Origin of the sequence: Campylobacter sp. CH246 (assembly GCF_004378835.1) — a bacterium.
GTDB classification, from domain to species: Bacteria; Campylobacterota; Campylobacteria; order Campylobacterales; family Campylobacteraceae; genus Campylobacter_D; species Campylobacter_D jejuni.
This window is the reverse complement of the sequence record NZ_RYYA01000001.1, coordinates 94,887-115,329: the sequence shown is the minus strand read 5'-3', so window position 1 is coordinate 115,329 and position 20,443 is coordinate 94,887. Positions and strand designations below refer to the sequence as shown.

25 protein-coding genes are annotated in these 20,443 nt (G+C 30.3%); 17 read left to right on the top strand and 8 right to left on the bottom strand.

Annotated features, from left to right (window positions below; all coding sequences use genetic code 11):
- Nucleotides 1-23 precede the first annotated feature (23 nt).
- Together ELQ06_RS00655 and ELQ06_RS00650 are read right to left on the bottom strand one after the other, a co-directional pair.
- On the bottom strand, nucleotides 24-440 hold the full coding sequence (locus ELQ06_RS00655; RefSeq protein WP_002938612.1) for a PepSY-like domain-containing protein: 417 nt from the start codon (nucleotides 438-440) through the stop codon (nucleotides 24-26).
- 65 nt (nucleotides 441-505) lie between these two features.
- Nucleotides 506-1,249, bottom strand: coding sequence for a DUF4261 domain-containing protein (locus ELQ06_RS00650; protein WP_044261739.1), 744 nt, complete (start codon nucleotides 1,247-1,249; stop codon nucleotides 506-508).
- 157 nt (nucleotides 1,250-1,406) lie between these two features.
- Between ELQ06_RS00650 and exbB the strand changes: the two genes are divergently transcribed.
- The 3 genes from exbB to ELQ06_RS00635 are packed head-to-tail and all read left to right on the top strand — an operon-like array spanning nucleotide 1,407 to nucleotide 2,894.
- The gene (gene exbB, locus ELQ06_RS00645) at nucleotides 1,407-1,832 is read left to right on the top strand and encodes a TonB-system energizer ExbB (protein WP_002851166.1); all 426 of its coding nucleotides are present in this window, start codon (nucleotides 1,407-1,409) and stop codon (nucleotides 1,830-1,832) included.
- Entirely contained in the window at nucleotides 1,825-2,214 is a 390-nt protein-coding gene (exbD, locus tag ELQ06_RS00640) for a TonB system transport protein ExbD (RefSeq protein ID WP_002851470.1), read from the top strand. The genes exbB and exbD overlap by 8 nt, the downstream gene beginning before the upstream one ends.
- Complete coding sequence (locus tag ELQ06_RS00635; protein ID WP_052797906.1) at nucleotides 2,211-2,894, top strand: energy transducer TonB; 684 nt, start codon at nucleotides 2,211-2,213, stop codon at nucleotides 2,892-2,894. The genes exbD and ELQ06_RS00635 overlap by 4 nt, the downstream gene beginning before the upstream one ends.
- Before the next feature lie 12 nt (nucleotides 2,895-2,906).
- Here ELQ06_RS00635 and ELQ06_RS00630 read toward each other — a convergent pair whose 3' ends face one another.
- Nucleotides 2,907-3,776 carry a hypothetical protein gene (locus ELQ06_RS00630; protein ID WP_052794003.1) on the bottom strand — a complete coding sequence of 290 codons (870 nt, stop codon included), beginning with the start codon at nucleotides 3,774-3,776 and terminating at the stop codon, nucleotides 2,907-2,909.
- Nucleotides 3,777-3,779: 3 nt separating this feature from the next.
- On the bottom strand, nucleotides 3,780-3,941 hold the full coding sequence (locus ELQ06_RS00625) for a hypothetical protein (protein ID WP_002937383.1): 162 nt from the start codon (nucleotides 3,939-3,941) through the stop codon (nucleotides 3,780-3,782).
- Between the two features lie 94 nt (nucleotides 3,942-4,035).
- On the opposite strand from ELQ06_RS00625, the gene ELQ06_RS00620 reads away from it, so the two are divergent.
- A complete protein-coding gene (locus tag ELQ06_RS00620; protein WP_052794004.1) occupies nucleotides 4,036-5,019 on the top strand; it encodes an MnmA/TRMU family protein in 984 nt (327 codons plus the stop codon).
- An 85-nt stretch (nucleotides 5,020-5,104) separates the two neighbouring features.
- Here the strand turns inward: ELQ06_RS00620 and aroC are convergent, their stop codons facing one another.
- The 4 genes from aroC to ELQ06_RS00600 are packed head-to-tail and all read right to left on the bottom strand — an operon-like array spanning nucleotide 5,105 to nucleotide 8,267.
- Nucleotides 5,105-6,193 (bottom strand): chorismate synthase, encoded by a 1,089-nt coding sequence (gene aroC / locus ELQ06_RS00615; RefSeq protein WP_002870201.1) that lies wholly within the window; start codon nucleotides 6,191-6,193, stop codon nucleotides 5,105-5,107.
- Nucleotides 6,193-6,867: a ribonuclease III gene (gene rnc, locus ELQ06_RS00610; protein ID WP_002851153.1), complete on the bottom strand. Its 675-nt coding sequence runs from the start codon at nucleotides 6,865-6,867 to the stop codon at nucleotides 6,193-6,195. The genes aroC and rnc overlap by 1 nt, the downstream gene beginning before the upstream one ends.
- Nucleotides 6,854-7,294, bottom strand: coding sequence for a ribonuclease HI (gene rnhA / locus ELQ06_RS00605; protein WP_002851277.1), 441 nt, complete (start codon nucleotides 7,292-7,294; stop codon nucleotides 6,854-6,856). The genes rnc and rnhA overlap by 14 nt, the downstream gene beginning before the upstream one ends.
- Nucleotides 7,281-8,267, bottom strand: a complete 987-nt coding sequence (locus tag ELQ06_RS00600) for a CDC27 family protein (protein ID WP_052797905.1) — start codon at nucleotides 8,265-8,267, stop codon at nucleotides 7,281-7,283. The genes rnhA and ELQ06_RS00600 overlap by 14 nt, the downstream gene beginning before the upstream one ends.
- A gap of 69 nt (nucleotides 8,268-8,336) precedes the next feature.
- Between ELQ06_RS00600 and dnaG the strand changes: the two genes are divergently transcribed.
- The 13 genes from dnaG to ELQ06_RS00535 all read left to right on the top strand — a co-directional run bounded on the left by dnaG (nucleotide 8,337) and on the right by ELQ06_RS00535 (nucleotide 20,351).
- On the top strand, nucleotides 8,337-10,154 hold the full coding sequence (gene dnaG, locus ELQ06_RS00595; protein ID WP_052797904.1) for a DNA primase: 1,818 nt from the start codon (nucleotides 8,337-8,339) through the stop codon (nucleotides 10,152-10,154).
- Between the two features lie 81 nt (nucleotides 10,155-10,235).
- Entirely contained in the window at nucleotides 10,236-10,508 is a 273-nt protein-coding gene (locus tag ELQ06_RS00590; RefSeq protein WP_052782074.1) for a NifU family protein, read from the top strand.
- Nucleotides 10,495-11,046, top strand: coding sequence for a hypothetical protein (locus ELQ06_RS00585; protein ID WP_002851410.1), 552 nt, complete (start codon nucleotides 10,495-10,497; stop codon nucleotides 11,044-11,046). Before ELQ06_RS00590 ends, ELQ06_RS00585 begins: the two co-directional genes overlap by 14 nt.
- A complete protein-coding gene (locus ELQ06_RS00580; protein WP_002867548.1) occupies nucleotides 11,030-12,313 on the top strand; it encodes a UDP-N-acetylmuramoyl-L-alanyl-D-glutamate--2,6-diaminopimelate ligase in 1,284 nt (427 codons plus the stop codon). The genes ELQ06_RS00585 and ELQ06_RS00580 overlap by 17 nt, the downstream gene beginning before the upstream one ends.
- A gap of 3 nt (nucleotides 12,314-12,316) precedes the next feature.
- On the top strand, nucleotides 12,317-12,628 hold the full coding sequence (locus tag ELQ06_RS00575) for a YbaB/EbfC family nucleoid-associated protein (protein WP_002851172.1): 312 nt from the start codon (nucleotides 12,317-12,319) through the stop codon (nucleotides 12,626-12,628).
- Entirely contained in the window at nucleotides 12,625-13,719 is a 1,095-nt protein-coding gene (locus ELQ06_RS00570) for a PDZ domain-containing protein (protein ID WP_002866852.1), read from the top strand. Before ELQ06_RS00575 ends, ELQ06_RS00570 begins: the two co-directional genes overlap by 4 nt.
- Nucleotides 13,716-14,561, top strand: a complete 846-nt coding sequence (locus ELQ06_RS00565) for a polyprenyl synthetase family protein (protein WP_002877869.1) — start codon at nucleotides 13,716-13,718, stop codon at nucleotides 14,559-14,561. The genes ELQ06_RS00570 and ELQ06_RS00565 overlap by 4 nt, the downstream gene beginning before the upstream one ends.
- A 9-nt stretch (nucleotides 14,562-14,570) precedes the next feature.
- Complete coding sequence (gene tkt / locus ELQ06_RS00560) at nucleotides 14,571-16,469, top strand: transketolase (RefSeq protein ID WP_052797903.1); 1,899 nt, start codon at nucleotides 14,571-14,573, stop codon at nucleotides 16,467-16,469.
- Nucleotide 16,470: 1 nt separating this feature from the next.
- Nucleotides 16,471-17,580 carry an ABC transporter permease gene (locus ELQ06_RS00555; RefSeq protein WP_052797902.1) on the top strand — a complete coding sequence of 370 codons (1,110 nt, stop codon included), beginning with the start codon at nucleotides 16,471-16,473 and terminating at the stop codon, nucleotides 17,578-17,580.
- A complete protein-coding gene (locus ELQ06_RS00550; protein ID WP_052797901.1) occupies nucleotides 17,581-18,303 on the top strand; it encodes an ATP-binding cassette domain-containing protein in 723 nt (240 codons plus the stop codon).
- A gap of 2 nt (nucleotides 18,304-18,305) precedes the next feature.
- Entirely contained in the window at nucleotides 18,306-19,196 is an 891-nt protein-coding gene (locus ELQ06_RS00545) for an MlaD family protein (RefSeq protein ID WP_002871890.1), read from the top strand.
- Nucleotides 19,196-19,795: an ABC-type transport auxiliary lipoprotein family protein gene (locus tag ELQ06_RS00540; protein WP_134237455.1), complete on the top strand. Its 600-nt coding sequence runs from the start codon at nucleotides 19,196-19,198 to the stop codon at nucleotides 19,793-19,795. The genes ELQ06_RS00545 and ELQ06_RS00540 overlap by 1 nt, the downstream gene beginning before the upstream one ends.
- A gap of 55 nt (nucleotides 19,796-19,850) precedes the next feature.
- Complete coding sequence (locus ELQ06_RS00535) at nucleotides 19,851-20,351, top strand: flagellar FLiS export co-chaperone (protein ID WP_002877873.1); 501 nt, start codon at nucleotides 19,851-19,853, stop codon at nucleotides 20,349-20,351.
- The last annotated feature ends 92 nt before the right edge of the window (nucleotides 20,352-20,443 follow it).

The window sequence follows — 20,443 nt, the reverse complement described above, 5'->3', positions numbered from 1 at the left end:
TAAGGGAGTTAAATTTTCAAAAATTAATCTAATTTTTGACCTAGAATATTTCCTTGCATATCTGTATAAACTTCCATATTGTTATTAAACTTAAATTTATAACCATTAATTTCTTTGTCTACTTCAAGAATTTGAGCATTTGGTTGAGTTGTACTCACTTTTTTCATAACATTAGGTAAGATAGTATGTGGCAAAGCCTTATATTTTCCATCAACTTCTTTCCACTCTCCATTGATCATAAAATCAATTTCAGTTCCATCATTTAAAATCACATCATAAGAATCTATATCTTTTTTCACCAAACCAATTTGAGCGGTTTTAAAATTTTTAGAAATAAATTCTTTGGCATTATTTGGAAGTTCACTAGCAGGAACAACCATATCTTTAGCTAAAAGCACCGTAGTACCCAACAAAGCAAGTAAAGTTAGTTTTGCTTTCATAATTTCTCCTTTTTTTGTCTTGGTTGGCGAAAGTTTAACTCAAAACTGTGAAGTGAATGTGAAACTTAAAAAATAATTTTCAAGCTTTCATTCTCAACACTTATACCTTGACTTTTTATAAATTTTATTTCTTTTCCATCTTCAAATTTTAAAATATCTTTATCTTTTAGATTAATATCATAAGTTAAAATATGCAAAACAATATCATAAATACAAAAGAAAAGTTCTTTTTCTTCTATGTTTAAATCACAAACTTCAAGTTCTAATTTATCAAAATTTCTAAGCCCATAAGTATAAGCATTAACTCCATTTTCACTAGAATAAACACTAACATATATCCAATTATATACCGGCAAGCGATTATCATCTAACATTTTTGCATTTTCTATATAAAAACTGGGCTCTAAAACAACTGCACCTGTATAAAAACCTAAAGCATGTTTATTATCCAAACATAAAGCTGCAATTTTCGTAAACATTTTAGCTTGTTCTAATTTGCTTTGATCTTGACTTAGCACCGCTATAAGAAGATGAGCTTTATGTTTTTTAGTTTGCTCTAAGGCATCTTTCCACATAAAATTAAAATTTGCATAGTATTCTGCTTCGTGATTAGGTATAGGATTTTTAATCAAATTTAGAGTAACTAACATATTTTCATATGAAAAAATCACGCCCTCTTTGGTAAAATTTTCATCAGCTATTTTTATATTAAATTTATCTTCTAAAATGCTTTTTAACTCCGAAAAATTAAAATCAACTTCATCAAGAAGAACAAAAGAGGTAAAATTGTGATTTAAATCTATAGTCATGTTAAACCCTATTAAATTTTTATAAATTATAACCTAATAAAAATAAAAACTATAAACAAGAATTTCTTAAAAATTATGATAATTGATATTAATTATAAATTTATTTTTTATATAGTATAATCTTTTAAAATTTATAAGTATATTTTTGGAGAAAAATGTGGAATTTCTAAAAGATTACATCGACTTAATTATCTTTTTAATTCTAGGAATTATGGCATTTATAGCTTTTTGGTGTGTCGTAGAAAGAATGCTATTTTTTAGAAAAATTAACTTTAAAAATTATGAGAATCAAGAGCAATTTGATGATGCGATTAGTGAAAATTTAACCACTATATATATCATCTATTCCAATGCCCCTTATATAGGACTTTTAGGTACTGTAATAGGCATCATGGTTACATTTTACGAAATGGGCTTGGCGGGTAATATAGATGTCAAATCTATAGTCGTGGGACTTTCTTTAGCTCTTAAAGCTACAGCTTTAGGACTTTTGGTTGCTATTCCTGCTTTAATGGCTTATAATGCCTTACTTAGAAAAGTTTCTCTATTAAGCAATGCTTATAAGGCAAATAAAAATGCTTAAACTACCAAAAAATGAAGGTTTAAATATAGTTCCATTTATAGACATTATGCTTGTTTTGCTTGCTATAGTGCTTAGTATTTCAACCTTTATTGCGCATGGAAAAATTCAAATCTCACTTCCTTCAAGTGAAAATGCTACCAATATAAGCAATAATGAAAAAAAACTTCTTATAACCATAGACGAAAAAAATACTTTTTATTTAAATGATAAATTAGCTGATTTAAATGAAGTTCAAAATGCTATTTTTTCACTTGATAAAAAAACCATAGTAGAACTAAAAAGCGATAAAAATGCTAAATTTGAAAGCTTTGTAAAAATTATAGATTTTTTAAAAGCCAAAGAACATGAAAATTTTCAGATTCTTACTGAGAAAAACAAATGAAAACTTTATTTTTAAATCATAAATACCAAGCTTCTTATATAACTTTTATAGTCTTTATACCTTTGCTTTTTGTCATTTTTTACTCAAATGACTTTTTTAAAATGGAAATTAAAAATGAAGATTCTTTTTCTTTAGCAATAAAACAATTTACCCAAACCAATCCAACAAATGAGACCAAACCAACAGAATCCATTATAGAACCTATCAAACCAAAACCTCAGCCAAAAGTTATTAAAAAAACTCCTGAAAAAATTCAAAAAAAGATAAAAAAAACACCTCCACACCCAATACCAAATAAAACCCCAATAGCACCAACTCAAGAAGTTAAAACTTTTGCAAAAACAACTGATACAAATGTCAAACCTAAGATCACTCAATTAACACAAGGAAAAGATAATCACCCTGTATTAAAAGAAATCCAAAAAGCTATACAACAAGCACAATTTTATCCAAGGCAAGCAAAAAAAATGCGTATGCAAGGAACTGTAAAAGTAGAATTTTTATGGAAAGAAAACAAAACTTTAGCAGATTTAAAAATTATAGAAAGCTCAGGATATGATTTATTAGATAAAAGTGCTTTAGAAAGCATAAGAAAAGCTTCTTTAAATTTTCCATACTATAACGGGGATTTAAGAATTACACTACCTATTATATATGATTTTAAAACCCTAAGAGGATAAAATTATAATTTGCTACACTCTCTTATCTACAATTTGCGCTTCTTGATTTTCAATTTTATTTTGAAAATCTTTACTTAAATTCTGACTTAATTCTTGCAAAGATTTTTGCTTCAGTTTTTCAAATTCTTCAGGATTACTAGCCTCAAGCTTTGCCTGCTCATCAGCACTTAAAGCACTTAAACCTTTTTCTTGAGCTTTTTGAAGCAAATCTTCGTCTTCTTTTTCTTTGATATTATTTTCCCTATCATCTTTTTTATTGATTTTTTGCGGATCTATGGTTTTCATAGCATTAGCTCCACCACCTGATGCTTCTTTAATGTCGCTTAAAATTTCTCTCATGCTAGGTTCTTTAACATCACTATCATCAACTTTACCATCTTTATTTACATCTTTATCAATAAAAAAATTTAATTTTTCTTCTATATTTGCATCATCAGATATTTTTTCATCGCTTGTTTTAAAGCCTAAATTTTGCATACTTTGTTGAAGAGTACTTGTATTAAAATTTAATTTTACACTTTGTTGTTTATTATTTAAATTTGAATTTAAAGAACCAAAATTATCTTTTACACTTTCAAACCAATTTGAAACAAATTGGTTTGCTTCGCCATTAAGCCTTATACTACCATCATTTCTAGCAACATAATTCGTATAAGAACCAAAATTTTTTTGTAAACTACTATAATTCTCATTGCTTAAATTTAAAGCTATAAGTTCACCTTGCTTATTTTCAAAAACAACCTTAACACTATCGCTATTTAAACTCGAAAGATCTTGCACGGGAATTTTATCTTGATCTTCTTTTTTTAATACGCTAAGCTCTTTTTTATCAACATTATTAGTTAAAGAATGAGTTAAACTAGCAGAAGTATCGATTTGCATTATTTATCCTTTTTTACATTTTGCAAATAAACCTAAACGACACATTTTTCTCTCATGTGAATTTTTTAAAGAATTACACTTTTTAAGTTCTTGCTCGTAGTTAGCACAAGAATTTGCAAAAGTAAAAGAACTCAAAATGCTTAAAACCAAAATTATTTTTAACACTTTCTAATCCTTATTTTAAAGATTTTTTAGTTAAAATTATACCTTTTATAATCGACAAAATCTTAAAAAACTTTATAATCTCAGAAAGGAATCAATGAAAGCATTAGCTCTTTTTAGCGGTGGGCTTGATAGTATGCTTGCAATGAAACTCATCACTGCACAAGGCATAGAAGTTAAAGCTCTAAATATCAACATAGGTTTTGGAAGCACAAGTGATAAAAGCGAAATCATGAAAAAGCGTGCGGCAATGGTAGGTGCGGATTTTGAAATGATAGATGTAAGAAATTCCTATCTTCAAGAAGTGCTTTTTAATCCACAATATGGCTATGGCAAACATTTTAATCCTTGTATAGATTGTCATGCTTTTATGTTTAAAACTGCTCTTGCTATGTTAAAAGAAGAAAATGCAAGTTTTATCATCACAGGAGAAGTTTTAGGACAACGCCCTATGAGTCAAAGAAGTGATGCGATGGCAAAGGTTAAAAAACTTGCTCTTGATGAAGAAGATTTAATCTTGCGTCCTATGTGTGCAAAAAACCTGCCTCTAACCAAACCTGAAAGAGAAGGTTGGGTAGATAGAGAAAAACTCGAAGGTATTAGTGGAAGAAGTCGTAAAAGACAACTTGAACTTGCAGCTAAATTTGGCTTAGAAGACTTTGAAAGCCCGGGTGGAGGTTGTTTGCTAACTCTTGATAGTTTTGCTAAAAAAATTCGAGATTTCATAGAATTTGACAAAGATATGCAGGTTAATGACGCACAACTTTTAAAATATGGTCGTCATTTAAGATTACCCAATGGAGCTAAAATGATCATAGGTAGAAATGAACTTGAAAATACTCTTTTAAAAGGTTTAAAAACCCCTAAATATGAAGCAATAGAAATTGGGGATTTAATCGGAGCTTACTCTTTGGTAGATGAAAAAATTTCAGAAAAAGACTTAGAACTTGCCTTAAAAATAGCCCTTACCTATACTAAACACGAAGCAGGAAAAAGCTATGAACTTAAATTTAAAAATCAAGCTTATACAAGCATAGCTTTTGAAAATAAGGCTGATATTAATCAATTTTTTATTAGTTAAAGTATAAAGTATTTAGCAAAACAAGCGATATAGTATTTGAATCTTTTCAAAATATTGCAATCAAGCTCATGAAAATGGGCTTTTTTTATTTTAATCCATAAGCATTTTTTAAATTGTTTAAATTCGCACTCGCATTCAAAAGCAAACAATCAGCCAAAACTAAACGCACCATAGCACTAGCTACAACACTTCCTCTAACACCTACACAAGGATCATGCCTACCTTTGAGTTCAAATTCCAAATTATTGCCAAATTTATCTATACTTTCTTGCTTGGAAAAAATAGAAGGAGTAGGTTTAAAATAAGTTTTTAAAATAAGATTTTCTCCATTTGAAATTCCTCCTAAAATTCCTCCGCTATGATTGCTTAAAAACTTGCCATCTTTTAAAGCATCATTATTACACGATCCGCGCATTTTGCTTGCATTAATACCTTCGCCTATTTCAACTGCTTTAACAGCATTAATTCCCATTAAAGCATGAGCTAATTTAGAGTCTAACTTATCATAAAGAACTTCTCCAAGTCCTATAAGCATACCACTAACTTTTGTAAAAACAGCAGCGCCTACGCTATCTTTTGAATTTCTAGCATTTAAAATTTCATTTTTAAAGTCACTTTCTAGTTTTGGATCAAGGCAAAAAATTTCACTTTTCTTAGCAAATTCAAAATCAAATTCTTTTTCTTTCAAATTTGATACAAAAGTTCCTACCCCAAAAACACCACTTTGAACACAAATGCCAAATTCACGCAAAAGCATCGCTGCAACTGCACCACCAGCCACTCTAGCAACACTTTCCCTAGCACTTGATCTACCCCCACCCCTATGATCTCTTATGCCATATTTATAAAAATAAGTAAAATCCGCATGAGCAGGACGAAATAGATCTTTTAAATTATCATAATCTTTAGAATGAGCATTTTCATTAAAAACCACTATAGCTATGGGATGACCCGTTGTATATCCTTCAAAAACCCCGCTTAAAACCTGAGCTTTATCGCTTTCTTTTCTTGGTGTTGCAAATTTACTTCCGCCTTTGCGTTTATCAAGCTCATTTTGCAAAAATTCTTCATCAAATTTAACCCCAGCAGGTATTCCATCAATAATACATCCAACAGCCACACCATGAGACTCACCAAAACTTGTAAATTTCAATCTCGTACCAAAGGTATTCACTATAAAGCTCCTAATTTCTCAAGTGCAATTTTTGCTGCCATTTGCTGTGCTTCTTTTTTGCTTCCTGCAATAGCTCTTGCAAGTTCTTTACCATCAAGCATTAAAGCAATTTCAAATTGCTTTAAATGATCAGGGCCAAAAGCACGCACTGTTTCATACTGCGGAGTTTGTCCGATTTTTCCCTGTGTAATCTCTTGTAATTTTGTTTTATAATCTTTTATAAGAATTTTTGCATCAATTTGAGGGAAATTTTTTTCTATAAGCCTTAAAGCAATAGTTTTTGCAAACTCGAACCCAGCTTCTAAATGTATAGCACCTATAATGGCTTCTAACGCATCTGAAAGTATAGAAGGCTTTTCTTTTCCTCCATTGTTTTCCTCAGCAACACTCATAAGAATAAAATCGCCCAAATTTAAACTATTTGCAATTTTTGCAAAAGACTTTTCATTCACTAAAGCTGCTCTAAGCTTAGATAAATCTCCTTCGGCATCTTTGGCGAATTTATGAAAAAGGTATTCACCTACAACTAAATCAAGCACGGCATCACCTAAAAATTCCAAGCGTTCGTTGTTGTAAGATTTTTTAAAACTTTTATGGGTTAAAGCATGTATAAGAAGATTTTTATCTTTAAATTCATAAGTTAAACTCTGCTCTAGCTTTTCAATGTTTTTCATCATTTTCCCTTGCAATTTTCAAAGCAGCTTCACGCGCCAATGTATCACACCTTTCATTTTCCAAATGTCCATTATGTGCTTTTACCCAAAAAGCCTTAATCTTATGAGATTTTGCCACTTTAATATATTCCTTCCATAAATCTATATTTTTTTTACCTTTAAAATCCTTTTTTATCCATCCTTCTAGCCATTCATTAATACTTTGAACCATTAGGTTAGAATCTGTAAAAAGCGAAATTTCACAAGGCTCTTTTAAAGCCTTCAAAGATTCAATAATTGCCATTAGCTCCATTCTATTGTTAGTGGTATTAGCCTCAGCTCCAAAACCTTCCTTTTGATACTCCTTATAACGCAAAATATAAGCCCATCCGCCAAAACCTGGATTATTAAGACATGAGCCATCTGTATAAATTTCAATGTGTTTCATTGTTTTTCACTTCATAAATAATTTTACAAGTATTAAACTCATAACAAACAGGACAGTGATAAAAAAACAAAGGCATTACATTTTTACACTCAGAACAACGATATGAAAATTCTAACCCCGCATTAAAAGAATTATCTTTTAAAATTTTTAACATTTTAAAGTTAGAATTTTCAAAAACAAACTGGTGCGTATCATCATGCTTTGAAATTTTACCCAAAGCATAAAAGAATTCTAAAAAATCTTGATTTTCTAAATTAAACGCTTCATTTTCTCTATAAAGCAAATCACAAATATCAAAAAAATTTTGCCCTAAAAACATATGATATTTTTCAAAAACTAAACGCCCCAACATAGGATTATCTTCTATTTTAAATTCTAAAAGTTTTTTCTTTTTTTCTTCATCAGTAATATTAAAAGTACAAAGTTCTAAAGCTTTGATAAAATCACGCTCTTTTTGTACATCTTCATTAAGCTCAAAAAGACATTCTAAAAGTTCTAAATTTTCTTTATAAGAACGAAGTTTTAAATAAACAATTTTTAAAAGTTTTAAGGCTTGTATATTTCTTGGACGCAGTTTTAAAGCTTGTAATAAAACTTCTTTTGCACGCTCTAAAAATCCTGCTTTAAAATAAACTTTTGCTAAAGAAAGGAAAATAAATTCTCTTTCTTGTTTATCTTTACATTTTTCAAGAGCAATCAAATAAATTTGAGTTGCTTTTTCAAATTCCCCGCTTTTAGTAAAAATTTCAGCCAAAAAACTTAAATTTCCAAAACTCAAGCTACTATTTCTTAATAACTCTTTATGAGCGTTATCCATTTCAAATTTTTTTATAAATTTTTCAAGCTTTTGTTCTTCATCTTTGCTAGCAAATATTTTCCAAATATAATTTGCAACAGCTACAACAAATACTAAAATGGTTAAAATTATAAGCCCTACTAAAGGGTCTCTGTATTCTACAAAGAAAAAATCCATAGTCTCGCTCTAAAAATTTTATGCCAAATTATAGCCAAATCTTTGTATAATTTTAACAAGGTTTGTAAAATGATAACTAAAGAAAGTATAGAAAATTTATCCCAAAGACTTAATATTGTTGATGTTATAGAAAATTATATTGAAGTAAAAAAACAAGGCTCTAGTTTTGTGTGTATCTGTCCTTTCCATGCAGATAAAAACCCGTCTATGCATATCAATCCTACCAAAGGTTTTTATCATTGTTTTGCTTGCAAAGCTGGTGGAGATGCCTTTAAATTTGTAATGGATTATGAAAAATTAAGTTTTGCTGATGCGGTTGAAAAAGTTGCAAGCCTTAGTAATTTTACTTTGAGCTATACAAAAGAAAAACAAGAAAATAAAAAAGAGCTAAAGTCTATACTACCAAGCTTAAATGCGTATTTTAAAGATAATCTCAAACACCACAAAGAAGTCTTAACCTATCTTTACCAAAGAGCTTTAAATGACAAAGATATAGCCAAATTCGAATTAGGTTTTGCAGGAGCAAGCGAAGATAGCATAAGATTATTGCAAAATCAAAAAATTCCTTTAGAAGATGCTATGAGTGTTGGGGCTTTAAAAAAAGATGAAAATAATGAATTTTACGCAAGTTTTATATGGCGTGTCACCTTTCCAATCTACGATCATAAAGACTTATTGGTAGGGTTTGGAGGGCGTACTTTAAATCCCAATGTACCGGCAAAGTATGTAAATTCACCCCAAAATATACTTTTTGATAAAAGTAGAATTTTTTATGCTTTTAACATCGCTAAAGAAAATATAGCCAAAAAAAAAGAAATAATAGTATGTGAAGGATACATGGATGCAATAGCTTTTCACAAAGCAGGGTTTAACAATGCTGTAGCAGTTCTTGGAACAGCATTAACCGAACATCATTTACCCTTAATCCGCCGTTATGATGCAAAAGTGATTTTATGTTTTGACAATGATGAAGCAGGATTAAAAGCTGCGACACGATCTGCATTTTTATTAAGCACAAACAAAATAGACGGTAAAGTGGCAATTTTACAAGGCGGAAAAGATCCTGCCGAGCTCGTAGCAAAAAATGAAAGCACAAAACTTCATGATATACTCGATGAAGGAATAGAGCTTGGTGAATTTTATATCAGACGCTTAATATCCACTCATTCCATAATTTCTGCTCTTGATAAACAAAAAGCTTTAGAAACTATACAACAATTCACCTTTAATCTTGAACCTTTAGTGGCAAATTCTTACACTAGTCTAGTTTCAAATTTATTAAAAGTGGATGAAAAATTTATTGTCTTATCACAAAATTCAAAAAAAACCATACAAACCCCTTTAATTTCTCAAAATAAATACAATTTTCCTAAAGAAAAAATTCACATTGCAGAATTAGAACTTATAGCTTTTTTAAAACAGCATCCAGATATATGTAACGATTTTAAGCAAATTAGTGATAGTGTTTGTTTTAAACATAAGATTTTATTGGATAAAATTTTAGAAAAAAAGGGTTATGAAGATAGCGATATTAGAGAATTTGAAAGTAAAAATATTCGAAAAAATTTAAACTATAGCGAATTCTTGTTAGGTATTTGTAAGGTTAATTTAGCTTTTTTAAACAATGTAAAAATTAAAAATTCTACACTCGCATTAAAAAAACAACTTTTTACGCTTATTGATAAAAATTTAAATCTTTTAATTAAAAATTTAAATACCGAAGAATTAAATAATTTTTTAAAAGAATATTTAAGCTTCTTAAAATATGAAAAAAACGAAGAAATTCTCCAACAATCATTTAGAAACTTAAATGGAATTTTTGGTAACAAAAACTTTACAGCTTATGATTTAGGATTTAGCATACAAAATAATGACGAACCTTTTTAATTTATTTAAATTTCAAGCCTTAATTTACCTTTTTTTAAACACAATCACGCTAAAGTATATAAAAATTTTTAAGGATAAATTATGATGCCTTTTAGTGATGAAGAGCTTGTAAATCCTGTTAAAGCAAGTTTAGAAAAGAGCTTGCCTATGCTTGAACGTGATGGCGGAGGGCTTGAATTTTTAGGAATTAAAAATGGGATCGTTTATGTCCATTTAATAGGAGCTTGTAAAGGCTGCGCATCGAGTGGAACAACGCTAAAATACGGTCTTGAAAGGCAACTTAAGATTGATATTCATCCAGAAATCACTATAATCAATTTAAATGGCGGAGCAGACGAATTTGCAAAATTATAAAAAACTTGGAATTGAACATTTTTACAAAAAAGATTTTAAAACTGCAAAAATGTATTTTTCTATGGCTTATGAAAAACGCAAAAATAAACGCTTGCTAAATTTTATCTGCCTTTGCGATCTTGCTTTAAAATCTCCCAAAGAAGCTTCTTTACTTTTTGATTTTTATATAGAACATTACAAAATCTCTAGTATCGATAAAGACTTAGAAGAAATTTTAAGTACAATTGAATTTAAAAAACAAGAAAACAAACAGGAAAACGAATTTGAAGATGGGCATGCGTTAAATTATCAAGATTTTTTAAAAAGCGAAGAAGAACTTGGCTTTCAAAAAAGTTTTGAAAATATCATTAACAGCACTAAATTAGTTATTGATAATCGTGATGATTTTTTAGATTTTTTGGAAAAATTACTTGATAATGGCTATAAAGATATGACTTTAAATTACATAGAAAATGTTATGCCTCATTTTTGGGCAAATGATAGATTTATCAAACTCCAAGAAAAACTCATGGGATTTAAAAGTGAAATTAAAACTTGAAAATTCATTCATTACAGATAACACCTTAGAGTGTGAAAAAGAATGCTTTTTTTTGCAAACCACACAAAATGCTAAATTTCACGCTCAAGCCTTAGAAAAAGGTGCAAAAATCATTGATGTAAATGAGTGTAAAAAACTTTTAAAAATCGATGAAAAGATTCAAATCATAGGAATCACAGGAACCAATGGCAAAACCACAACCGCAGCAGCGATTTATTCTATCTTATTGGATTTAGGTTATAAGTGTGGGCTTTGTGGGACAAGAGGAGCTTTTATCAACGATGAACAAATCGATGAAAAATCCTTAACCACCTCCCCTATTCTTAAAACCTTAGAATACCTACAAATAGCCACTCAAAAAAAATGTGATTTTTTCATCATGGAAGTAAGCTCACACGCCTTAATTCAAAACCGCATCGAAGGCTTAAATTTTGCTGCTAAAATTTTTACCAATATCACTCAAGATCATTTAGATTTTCACGGTACTTTTGAAAATTATAAAGAAGCAAAAGAACTTTTTTTTACCGATGAGAGTTTAAAATTTATCAACAAAGATGCTTTGGCTATTAAATTTAATGTGCGTAATGCTTTTACTTATGGCATAGAAAATCCTGCTTTATATCAAATCAAAGCTTATTCTTTAGAAGAAGGCATTAGTGCTATTGTAACAAATAAAAATCAAACTTTTCACATAGACTCGCCCTTGCTAGGACTTTTTAATCTTTACAATCTTCTAGTTGCTAGTGCTTGTGTGAATGAACTCGTAAAGCCTGATTTAAAAGACTTGGAAAAAGCTATCAGTGGATTTGGCGGGGTTTGTGGCAGGGTAGAACAAGTAGCAAAAGGCGTGATTGTAGATTTTGCTCATACGCCTGATGGCATTGAAAAAGTGCTTGACACTCTTAAAAATAAAAAACTCATCGTTGTTTTTGGAGCAGGTGGAGATAGAGATAAAACCAAACGCCCTTTAATGGGAAAAATCGTCGAACATTTTGCAAAAATTGCTATCATTACAAGTGACAATCCACGCAGCGAAGAACCAAAAACCATCATGGAAGAAATTTTATCAGGCTTTACTAAAAAAGAAAAAGTTTTAATGATAGAAGATAGAAAAGAAGCTATAAAAAAAGCTTTAGAACTAAAAGAAAATGACGATTTAGTCGTTATTTTAGGCAAAGGTGATGAAACTACTCAAGAAATTAAAGGGATAAAATATCCTTTTAGTGATAAAGTAGTTGTTAATGAAATTTTAAAAAATCAAGGATAATCAATGTTTGAAAATATGGATTTTTCTAAAATGGGAGAACTTTTAAATCAAGTTCAAGAAAAAGCAAAAAATATAGAACTAGAACTTGCAAATCGTGAATTTAGTGCCAAAAGTGGAGCAGGGCTTGTTAAAGTAAGTGCCAATGGAAAAGGCGAGATTATCGATGTTAGCATTGATGATTCTTTACTTGAAGATAAAGAATCCTTGCAAATTTTACTTATTTCTGCAATTAATGATGTTTTGGCTATGGTTGCGCAAAATCGTTCAAGTATGGCGAATGATGTTTTAGGCGGTTTTGGAGGTATGAAATTATGAAAAAAATTTTAATTATTTGCATGCTTTTTACTTTGTCTTTTGGTATAGAAAGACCTAAATTTGAAGATTTTTTAGCAGGTTATGAAAGAAATAAGGCAAGCATGCTCAACTATGAAGGAATGCCAGCTTTTGCACTCAGTGAAAATTTACTTGCTGTGTTAAAACAGCCTAATACTAAGCTTAACAAATATGTAAAATATGATCCATTTTTAAATTTATATCTTGTAAGAACTGACTTTAGCCTAATCCCTACTCCTATGGGTGATGAAGAAAAACTTACTCGTAATGATTGGGTTGGAATTTGGGATCCTAATAAACCTTATATAGGGCATATTAAGTATTTAGCTCAAAATATTGACGAAAAAGATCAACTTGATTTTAATTCTAAAATAGGACTTTTAGGGACTCCGTGCTGTGAAATGATGGGGATTGCTTTAAATAATAGCTCTTTTATAGGCAATCGCTATTTAAAACATTTTATGAAATATAACGATGCTTATTGGGGGGATATTGGCGTTGATTTTGTTGTTCGAGAAAATAAAATTTATGTTAACAATGTAAGAAAAAATCCACAATTTTTAATCAACGATCAAGTTATAAGTGTTGATGGCTTGCCCGCCAATGATTTAAGAAAACTCAATGAAAAAATTCTTTTTGCAGATCGCGGAAGCACTCTTTATTTTCAAGTGTTGCGTGATAATATGGATTTAAATATTTCTACTGAAGTTTTTGCAAAAGATTTGAGCAAATTTAATCTTCCTGATTCTAAACCAAAACCAAAAATTACAAATTTCACAAGCAATCTTGGTTTAACGGTTAATACTAGTCTTGTTGTAACTAAAATAGATCCAAAATCAAAAGCATCAAATGCAGGATTTATGGTAGGAGATAAAATTTTACGCGTTAATAATATTATTTTAAATAATTTTAAAGAATTACAAAATATTTTAAGCGCTGGTAATGACTTTAGCATCTTGATTGAACGCAAAAGTACTAAATTACCTTTATCAAATTTCAACAATGAACTAGGCGGAAATGCCAACTCAGGTGGCGACGGTAAATTTCAATTTTTCATAAGGCTTACTAAGTGAATTTAAAAGAACTTTTTATCCATCACTTAGAAAAAAATCTACCTAAAGTTGAAAGTTTTCATCCTTTTTTTAATGAAGCTTTAGCCCTTATGCTAAAAGCAGGAGGAAAGCATTTTCGTGCACAATTGCTTTTAAGCGTAGTACAAAGCAATAAACCTGAACTTTTAAATCAAGCTTTAGATGTGGCTTTAGCTTTGGAATTTATCCATACTTATTCACTCATACATGATGATTTACCCGCTATGGATAATGCGGATTTTAGACGAGGAATTCCAACCTTACACAAAAGCTACGATGAAACTACAGCCATCTTAGTGGGTGATGCTTTAAATACTGAAGCTTTTTTAGTTCTAAGTCATGCTCATTTAAAAGATGAAATCAAAATCAAACTCATCAAAACCCTTGCCTTTAATGCAGGACTTAATGGAATGGTCATAGGACAAGCTATTGATTGTTTCTTTGAAGACAAAAGACTGAGTTTAAATGAACTTGAGTTTTTACATACACACAAAACCGCAAGATTAATCGCTGCAGCTTTAAAAATGGGTTGTGAAATTTGCGAACTTAACAACGAAGAAAGCAATCAAATTTACAAACTTGGTTTAAAACTAGGACTGATTTTTCAAATCAATGATGATATTATCGATGTAACTACAAGTCAAGAACAAAGCGGAAAGCCTACTAACAACGATACTCATAAAAATTCTTTTGTCAATTTACTTGGACTTGAACAAGCCATAAAAACAAAAGAAAATCTTCTTAGTGAATGTGAACAAGACTTAGAAAAACTTAATGAAAAACTCGCGCAAATGATACAAAATTTAATAATTCAATACTTATAAAGGCAAAAAATGGACATTCAAATTTTACAAGAACAGGCAAATACTCTAAGATTTTTAAGTGCCGATATGGTGCAAAAAGCAAACTCAGGACACCCAGGTGCACCTTTGGGTTTAGCAGATATTTTAAGTGTTTTAAGTTATCATTTAAAACACAATCCTAAAAATCCCACTTGGCTAAACCGTGATAGACTTGTATTTTCAGGCGGACATGCAAGTGCTTTGCTTTATAGTTTTTTACATTTAAGCGGCTATGACTTAAGCTTAGAAGATCTTAAAAATTTCCGCCAACTTCATTCTAAAACCCCTGGACACCCTGAAATTTCAACTCTTGGAGTAGAAATCGCTACAGGCCCTTTAGGACAAGGCGTTGCCAATGCTGTAGGCTTTGCTATGGCAGCAAAAAAAGCACAAAATTTGCTAGGCAGTGATTTAATCGATCATAAAATTTATTGTCTTTGCGGAGATGGGGATTTACAAGAAGGCATTTCTTATGAAGCTTGTTCTTTAGCAGGACTTCACAAACTTGATAACTTCATACTCATTTATGATAGCAACAATATCTCCATAGAAGGCGATGTAGGTTTAGCCTTTAACGAAAATGTAAAAATGCGTTTTGAAGCACAAGGATTTGAAGTTTTAAGTATAAATGGACACGATTATGAAGAAATCAATAAAGCCTTAGAACAAGCTAAAAAATCCACAAAACCTTGTCTTATCATCGCAAAAACAACTATAGCAAAGGGTGCAGGAGAGCTTGAAGGCAGTCATAAAAGCCATGGCGCACCTTTGGGCGAAGAAGTGATTAAAAAAGCCAAAGAACAAGCAGGTTTTGATCCAAATATCAGTTTTCATATCCCACAAGCAAGCAAAATCCGCTTTGAAAGTGCTGTAGAACTTGGGGATTTAGAAGAAGCAAAATGGAAAGATAAACTTGAAAAAAGTGGTAAAAAAGAACTTTTAGAAAGGCTATTAAACCCTGATTTTAGCAAGATAGCTTATCCTGATTTTAAAGGAAAAGATCTTGCTACAAGAGATAGCAATGGTGAAATTTTAAATGTTTTAGCTAAAAATTTAGAAGGATTTTTAGGTGGAAGTGCGGATTTAGGCCCTTCAAATAAAACAGAACTTCACGGTATGGGAGACTTTATAGAAGGTAAAAATATCCATTTTGGCATCAGAGAACACGCTATGGCAGCGATTAACAATGCTTTTGCAAGATATGGAATTTTCTTACCATTTTCGGCAACTTTTTTCATCTTTAGTGAGTACTTAAAACCTGCCGCAAGAATAGCAGCCCTAATGAAAATCAAACATTTTTTTATTTTCACGCATGATAGCATAGGCGTGGGCGAAGATGGCCCAACACACCAGCCTATAGAACAACTTAGCACTTTTAGAGCTATGCCAAATTTTTTAACCTTTAGGCCTGCTGATGGGGTAGAAAATGTCAAAGCTTGGCAAATAGCCCTAAATGCTGATATTCCAAGTGCTTTTGTGCTTTCACGCCAAAAACTCAAAGCTCTAAATGAACCTATTTTTGGAGATGTAAAAAACGGAGCGTATTTACTCAAAGAAAGCAAAGACGCTAAATTTACACTTCTAGCAAGTGGAAGTGAAGTTTGGCTTTGTCTAGAAAGTGCAAACGAACTTGAAAAACAAGGTTTTGCTTGTAATGTTGTTTCCATGCCTTGTTTTGAACTTTTTGAAAAACAAGATAAAGCTTATCAAGAAAGATTGTTAAAAGGTGAAGTTATAGGTGTTGAAGCAGCACATTCTAATGAACTTTATAAATTTTGCCATAAAGTATATGGCATAGAAAGTTTTGGAGAAAGTGGTAAAGACAAAGATGTGTTTGAATGCTTTGGATTTAGCGTTTCAAAGCTTGTAAATTTTATCCTTAGCAAATAAAATGAATACAAATTTCAAATTTCAAAATAACACTCTTTTTATCTTTGGAATTTGGGATAAAACAAGTATTTATAAGTTAAAAATAAAAGATTTTTTAGCTTTGATCCAAAGCAAGGAAGTGATTTTTGATTTTAAAGATCTAAAAGCAATCGATACCGCTGGAGTGAGATTTTTCCTTGCTTTAGAAAATGATCTTAAAGATAAAAATATTAAAATCACCAAAGAAAGCTTAAATTCACGCTTTCAAATCCTGTTTGAACTTTGTGAAAAAAACTACCAAAGACTAGGCAAAACAAAAAAATCACATAAAAATTTCAGTGAATACTTTATCGATCTTGGAAAATTAAGTTTAGAACTTTTAAAAATTTTAATAAAATTCATCAATTTCACAGGAGCTTTTTTCACAAGTCTTTTTTTATGCCTTAAAAATCCTAAAAATTTTCGCTTTATTGCTTTTTTATATCATATAGAAAATTCTGCTTTTAAAGCCTTACCTATAGTTATTTTAACCGCTCTTTTAGTAGGAGTGGTTTTAGCCTATCAGGCTGCTTACCAACTCGCACAATTTGGAGCCAATATTTTCATAGTGGATTTGATGGGAATTTCAGCCACTAGAGAACTTGCACCTTTAATCGCTGCCATAGTGATCGCAGGAAGAAGTGCAAGCTCTTATACCGCACAAATTGGGGTGATGAAAATTACTGATGAAATTGCAGCTATGAATACTATGGGTTTTCGTTCTTTTGAATTTATTGTTATTCCACGTGTCATGGCTTTGGTAGTAGCTATGCCTTTAATCGTTGCCATTAGCGATGCAATCAGTATTATAGGTGGAATGATGGTTGCAAAATTAAATCTTGATATTTCTTTTGCCGAATTTTTAAGACGCTTTAGAGAAGCTGTAGATATAAAACATATCTTTATAGGACTTGCAAAAGCACCTATTTTTGGATTTTTGATAGGACTTATTGCTTGTTTTCGTGGTTTTGAGGTAAAAAACACTACACAAAGTATAGGAATTTATACAACAAAAAGCGTTGTAAATGCTATTTTTTGGGTGATAGCCTTTGATGCTTTATTCTCCGTTATTTTAACCTCTACAGGAATTTAAATGGTTATTAAAGCGCAAAATATCATTACAAAATTTGGAGAAAAAATCGTCCATGATGGCGTAAGTTTTGAAATCAAAAAAAACGAAATTTTTGGTATTTTAGGAGGTAGTGGAAGTGGAAAATCTGTCCTTTTAAAACAAATGCTTATGCTTGAACATTTTGATGGTGGAGAATATGAAATTTTAGGCTATAAGCTTAAAAATATCAATGAAGAAGATGCGCTTGCTTTGCGTAAAAAATGGGGTGTGGTTTTTCAGTTTGCTGCACTTTTTAGCTTTTTTAATATTTATGAAAATATCGCTATTCCTTTAAAAGAATACACTCATTTAGATGAAAATAGCATACAAGAACTGGTTTTAATGAAACTAAAAATGGTAGGTTTAAACGAAAGTGTTTTAAAACAATTTCCAAGTGAACTTAGTGGCGGCATGCAAAAAAGAGTGGCAATTGCTAGAGCTTTAGCACTTGATAGTAAATTGCTTTTTTTAGATGAACCTACCTCAGGACTTGACCCTCATAGTAGTCGTGAAATTGACGATTTGGTTTTAGAGTTAAAAAAAAGTTTTGATTTAAATATCATTTTGGTTACACATGATAAAGAAAGTATGAAAAATTTACTCGATCGCTTTATCATTTTAGAAAATAAAAAAGTTGGATTTTGCGGTACTTATGGAGAATTACGCCTGCAAAATGAACGACTTTTTAAAAGATTTATGGAGTAAAAGTGGAAAATAGAGCAAATTATTTTTTTGTAGGACTTTTTGTTTTTGGAGTATTTTTTGCAAGCCTTGGTTTCATACTTTGGCTTGGTGGATACTCTAAAGAAGAAAGTTTTAAGTATTATGAAATTCACACACAAGAATCCGTTGCAGGACTTGGCGTAAAAGCACCCGTAAGGCTTTTGGGCGTGGAAGTAGGTAGTGTAGAAGAAATTGGCATTTACAATCAAGATGAACTCGGCGTTAACATACGCATTAAGGTTAAAAATAACACCCCTATAAAAGAAGATACTTTTGCTACTTTGCAACTTCAAGGTATTACAGGACTTAAATTTGTCCAACTTCAAGGCGGAAGTAAAAATAGCAAAGATCTAGTATCTATACAGGGAAAACTTCCAGTCATTCCTTTTAAAGAAAGTTTTTTAGCGACCATAGACAGACAAAGTGAACATATTTTTTCTTTGGTTAAAACGGCCGATGATAAATCAAAAGAACTTTTAAGCGAAAAAAATCTTAAAAATCTAGAAATCCTTTTGCAAAATCTAGCAGAACTAAGTGCAAATTTAAACGCTAATTCTAAAAATTTAAGCCTTAATCTTTCAAACGCAAGTTTAAAAATAGGAAAAATGGCTGATAATATAAGCCTTAGTGCGCAAAATTTCAACTCCAGTCTTAAAGACATAAAAGAAAGCACAATGATTTTAAAAAATTTCATAAAAAAAGCTGATGAAAAATTAAACACTTATGATGATATTAAAGCATCTTTGATTCAAAATTTAGAGCTTTTTAAACGAGTTTTAATTGAAAGCAATATTCTAATAGAAAATTTACAAAATAGCCCTGCTGATTTGATTTTTAAAGAAACCAAACCTAAACTTGGACCAGGAGAAAAATAATGCTAAAGCAAATATTCTATATTTTGACTTTTATTTTTATATTATGCGGATGCTCTTTAAGACACGAAACCATCAACAAAAATGAAAATATCATATTAAAAGATGAAGGAATAGACTCAAATATTTTTTTTAAAAAAACTGGTAAAATTCTTAAAATTCGCAATGCAAATGCACCTTTGTATTTAAACTCAAGAGCTATTGTTTATATAGATAATGGTTTTAGCAACAAATACGCACATTATTTCTGGGGAGATTTACCAAGCAATCTTTATTCTTTTTTAATTTTGTCAAAATTTGAACAAAGCAATATTTTTACAACCTTGCTTTCTTCAACAAGCTCTTTAAGTGCGGATTATGCCCTTGAGAGCAGGATTAATTCTTTTGAGCAAATTCTTAGCAACAATGAAAACTACGCTCAAATTTCTATAAGTGTAAATTTCATAAATCTTGAAAACAATCAGATAATAGCTCATAAAATTTTCAATACTAAAGAAAAAATAGAAAAAAAAGATATCCGCTCTACTTATAATGCTTTTCAAAAAGCCTTGAATAAAATTGGCAATGAGATTATTTTTTGGGTAAATTCTAACTTATCCTAATTTAGGAACACTTTTTGCTTTTTAAATATTTAGCAATATTTTTGAAAGGTAAACAATGAAAAGTGATTTAGAAATATTTAAAAAACACTTAGGCGAAATTCAAGGCGTGAATGAATTTAAAGCAAATCAAATTTGCTCTCAAATCAATGATGCAAATGATTTTATAGGAGCACTTCAAGTGCTTGATATGTCTTTAAAAAAAATAGAAAAAAGCATTCTAGAAAGAATAGATGAAAATTCAGATGATATGCAAAAAAGAACTCTTGATGCCACAGCATCACAACTTATACAAAACTGCTCTTTCATGGGAACAGCCCTTTTTGGAAATATTTTCAATGTTTATGTTGGTAAAAAACTTTTTGAATTTGAAATTGCTAATCCACTTTTAATTCTTCAAACAAGTAATTACGAAGGTGTATTGGCCTATATACAAGATAAAAGAGATGAAATAAAAATCATTCTATCAGAGTTAGCAACCACAATTACCATGGGCGAAACTATGGATAATACTGGAATTTATAACTCTACAATGGATTTTAAAAATTTATTTAAATAAGAATAGTAATCGTTTATTCTCTTTAAGCAAATATAATATATTTTAGCTTAAAGAGATTTTCCAAACTCTTAAAAGAGAGTTAGGCTACGAAT